This is a genomic window from Thiohalocapsa sp. (assembly GCF_019695415.1).
Lineage (GTDB): Bacteria > Pseudomonadota > Gammaproteobacteria > Chromatiales > Chromatiaceae > Thiohalocapsa.
This window is the reverse complement of sequence record NZ_JAIFKJ010000390.1, coordinates 1-3,720: the sequence shown is the minus strand read 5'-3', so window position 1 is coordinate 3,720 and position 3,720 is coordinate 1. Positions and strand designations below refer to the sequence as shown.

The following is a 3,720-nucleotide window of genomic DNA, read 5'->3' as shown; positions in this document are numbered from 1 at the left end:
AGGAGGCCATGCCGTCCACCAGTCGGCGGCCGTCCATGAGCTCGATCTCGCAGCCGGCAGCCGCGCGCACCGGGTAAACGGGGTCGCGATCGATGGTAGATGTGTAGGGGTGCCAGGCGTGGGCAGCGTCGATGGCGAGCAGGCGCTCGGTGTCGGTTGGGGGCTGTGCAGCGTTGGTGCCGGCGATGACCGCCCCGGAGTCCGGGAGGGCGGGATCCGTCGGCACTTCGCTCATCCTAGGACCTCGAGCGCGCGCACCAGATTGCGAATGTCGGGCTCTTCGTCGAGCGCACCCTCCCAGAAGCGGTAGTGACGCAATTTGGGGCCGTCGCCTACGGTGAGCTCCGCGATGAAGCCCGTGGCGCCCGCCGGTGCGGGGTGCTCACGGGGCGGACCGAGGCGCTCCAGCAGCTCTGCCAGATGCCCCGCCTGGGCGTGGGTTAGCGTGCCCTCAGTTGGCTTGTGGCTGGTGTAGTCGCCGGCGTCGATGACGAAGCCGCTGTCCGCGGTGACGTCGATGCTCAGCATGTAATCGTCCTGGCCGACGACGCGGTAGCGGATGCGGGGCAGTGAGACGGGCTTGGACATCGCTGTGGCTCCTGGCGCGTAGACATTGACCGTGCAGGCACCGAGGCTGATGTCGGCGCCAGTCGATGGTGCCATGATGCGCCCATGCGCCGGCTGCTGGCCAGAGGGGGTATTTGCAGGCCCTCGAGGAGCGGACACCGGCCGCGACTGCTGGTCGATGCGCGGGGTGGGTCAGCCCTGGACCATGCGCTGGCGGCCGGCGTGGTCGCGGGCGAATTGGTAGGCCGTTCGGCCGCTGCGCGAGCCCCGGCGCAGCGCCCATTGCAGGGCGGCGCGCTCCACATCGGGATCCGTGTGGTCAGCGCCGAGGCGCGTCAGCCAGTGTCGACAGACGCTCAGGTATTGTCCCTGGGAGAAGGGCTGGAAGGAGAGCCAGAGCCCGAAACGGTCCGACAGGGAGATCTTCTCTTCAATGCTCTCGCCGTGGTGGATCTCCCCATCGACGACGCGAGCCTCGCGATTCTCGCGCTGGAGCTCCGGCAGCAGATGGCGGCGGTTGGAGGTGGCGTAGATGAGCACGTTGTCCGGTGGCGCGCTGATGGAGCCGTCCAGGGCCGCCTTGAGCGCCTTGTAGCTGCCTTCGCCGGCTTCGAATGAGAGGTCGTCGCAATAGAGGATAAAGCGCTCGCTGCGTCCCTCGAGCAGGGCCAGGATGCGCGGCAGGTCGACGAGCTCGTCCTTGTCGACTTCAATGAGCCTGAGCCCGTGGCCGCGGTAGGTGTTGAACAGCGCCTTCACCAGCGTCGACTTGCCGGTGCCGCGGGCGCCGGAGAGCAGCACATTGTTGGCCCCGGCTCCGGCCAGGAACTGGCGCGTGTTGCGGTCGATTTCGTCGCGTTGCGCGTCTACGCAGCAGAGATCGGACAGTGCGAGCGCATGCGGGCGATGCACCGCCTCCATTCGACCCTGCGCGCCGAAACCCCCGCTGCGCCAGCGCCATGCATGCGCGCTCCAATCCGTGTCCGCCGCCGGCGGCAGGTGCTGCTCCAGACGCCCGAGGAGTCCCTCGGCGCGCGCGAGCAGAGCGGCAAGGCGGTTTTGGGTATCAGCCATGGTGATTGTCAGGAACTTGCCCCGGCCTGATGCAGGCGTCGGAGGCACTGGGTTGGCTTGCCATGCGGCAGGCGAAATCCGCCTTAGCCGCCTCGGACACCCTGTCGAGAAGCTCCCGGACGCCCCGAGGGCGAGGTCAGGCGTCGAGCCGCCGGAACTTGAGCCGGTGCGGCTGATCCGCCTCTTCGCCGAGGCGCCGTTGGCGGTCCGCCTCGTAGTCGGCGTAATTGCCCTCGAACCAGGTCACCTGCGAGTCGCCCTCGAACGCAAGGATGTGAGTGGCGACGCGGTCCAGGAACCAGCGATCATGGCTGATGACCACCACGCAGCCGGGGAAGGCGAGGATGGCCTCTTCCAGCGCGCGCAGGGTCTCGACGTCCAGGTCGTTGGTGGGCTCGTCGAGCAGGAGCAGGTTGCAGCCGGTCTTGAGCAGCTTGGCCAGGTGCACGCGGTTGCGCTCGCCACCGGAGAGGTCGCCGATGCGCTTTTGCTGATCTCCGCCCCTGAAGTTGAAGCGGCTCACGTAGGCGCGCGAGGGCATCTCGAACTTGCCGACGATGATGTTGTCCGCGCCGTCGGAGATCTCCTCCCATACCGTCTTGCTGTCGTCCAGCGCATCGCGGCTCTGGTCCACATAGCCGATGTCCACGGTGGGGCCCACGCGCAGCTCGCCGGCATCCGGCTGCTCCTGCCCGGTGATGATGCGAAACAGCGTGGTCTTGCCGGCACCGTTGGGGCCAATGATGCCGACGATACCGCCCTTGGGCAGGTTGAAGGACAGGTCTTCGTAGAGCAGGCGGTCGCCGTAGGCCTTGCGCAGACCCTGGGCCTCAACCACCAGGTCGCCCAGGCGCTCGCCGGGTGGGATGTAGATCTCGTTGGTTTCGTTGCGCTTCTGGAATTCCTGCGACTGCAGCTCGTCGAAGCGCGCCAGGCGGGCCTTGCTCTTGGCGTGGCGGCCCTTGGGGTTGGCGCGGACCCATTCCAGCTCGTGCTTCATGGCCTTGATGCGCGCCTGCTCGGCCTTCTCCTCCTGCTCCAGGCGTTCCTCTTTCTGCTCCAGCCAACTGGAGTAGTTGCCTTGCCACGGGATGCCGTGGCCGCGGTCCAGCTCCAGGATCCAGCCGGCCACGTTGTCCAGGAAGTAGCGATCGTGCGTCACCGCGACCACGGTGCCTGAGTAGTCATGCAGGAAGCGCTCCAGCCAGCCGACGGACTCTGCATCAAGGTGGTTGGTGGGCTCGTCCAGCAGCAGCATATCCGGCTTGCTGAGCAGCAGCCGGCACAGGGCGACGCGGCGGCGCTCGCCGCCGGAGAGCTTGTTGACGTCGGCGTCCCAGGGCGGCAGGCGCAGCGCGTCGGCGGCGACCTCCAGGGTGCGGTCCAGGTTGTGGCCGTCGGTGGCCTCGATGAGGTTTTCGAGCTCGCCTTGCTCCTGCGCCAGGGCGTCAAAGTCCGCATCCGGCTCGGCGTAGGCCGCATAGACGGCGTCGAGCCGCTCCAGGGCCTGCTTGATGGGGGCGACGGCCTCTTCGACGTTGCCGCGTACGTCTTTGCTCGAGTCCAGCTGCGGCTCCTGCGGCAGATAGCCGATGTTGATGCCGGGCTGGGGGCGGGCCTCACCCTCGATCTCGGTGTCGAGGCCGGCCATGATCTTGAGCAACGAGGACTTGCCCGCGCCGTTCAGGCCGAGCACGCCGATCTTGGCGCCCGGGAAGAACGATAGTGAAATGTCTCTGAGGATGACCCGCTTCGGCGGCACGACCTTGCCGACGCGGTTCATGGTGTAGATGTACTGCGCCATGACGGATTGACTTGGGCTGTTCGGTGTTGGCTTGGGCGCCGTTGGCAATTGACGGCGGCTGGGTAGTGGCTGGCGCCGACGCGCCCGCGGCGTAGTGGAAGCGGGCGCAGCAATCCGGCACGGATGCCGCGCTTGTGGCTATGATTGAGCGGCGTGCCGCCAGCGTCACACTCGCACATCGCCGGGGTGACAATGGTGCCAACCAGGCGCGGCCGCGACGCTCGGTTCAGCCGGGTAATGTCGGAATTTTGCGGCTTCGCCCTGAAAATGTCCAA

General features: G+C 67.2%; 3 protein-coding genes and 1 pseudogene. All 4 read right to left on the bottom strand.

Annotated elements, in window-relative coordinates; genetic code table 11:
* A pseudogene (locus I6U14_RS11225) lies at positions 1–235 on the bottom strand (hypothetical protein); the annotation flags it as partial.
* On the bottom strand, positions 232–588 hold the full coding sequence (locus I6U14_RS11220; protein ID WP_296899362.1) for a hypothetical protein: 357 nt from the start codon (positions 586–588) through the stop codon (positions 232–234). The gene I6U14_RS11220 and the pseudogene I6U14_RS11225, both read right to left, overlap by 4 nt.
* A gap of 171 nt (positions 589–759) precedes the next feature.
* Entirely contained in the window at positions 760–1,641 is an 882-nt protein-coding gene (locus tag I6U14_RS11215) for an ATP-binding protein (protein ID WP_296899360.1), read from the bottom strand.
* Positions 1,642–1,777: 136 nt separating this feature from the next.
* Complete coding sequence (gene ettA / locus I6U14_RS11210) at positions 1,778–3,445, bottom strand: energy-dependent translational throttle protein EttA (RefSeq protein WP_296899358.1); 1,668 nt, start codon at positions 3,443–3,445, stop codon at positions 1,778–1,780.
* Positions 3,446–3,720: the final 275 nt, after the last annotated feature.

What these genes read in the sequence shown, in the direction of transcription:
- I6U14_RS11220 (WP_296899362.1), bottom strand. Translation starts at nt 588, where the DNA reads ATGTCCAAGCCCGTCTCACTGCCCCGCATCCGCTACCGCGTCGTCGGC.
- I6U14_RS11215 (WP_296899360.1), bottom strand. Translation starts at nt 1,641, where the DNA reads ATGGCTGATACCCAAAACCGCCTTGCCGCTCTGCTCGCGCGCGCCGAG.
- ettA (WP_296899358.1), bottom strand. Translation starts at nt 3,445, where the DNA reads ATGGCGCAGTACATCTACACCATGAACCGCGTCGGCAAGGTCGTGCCG.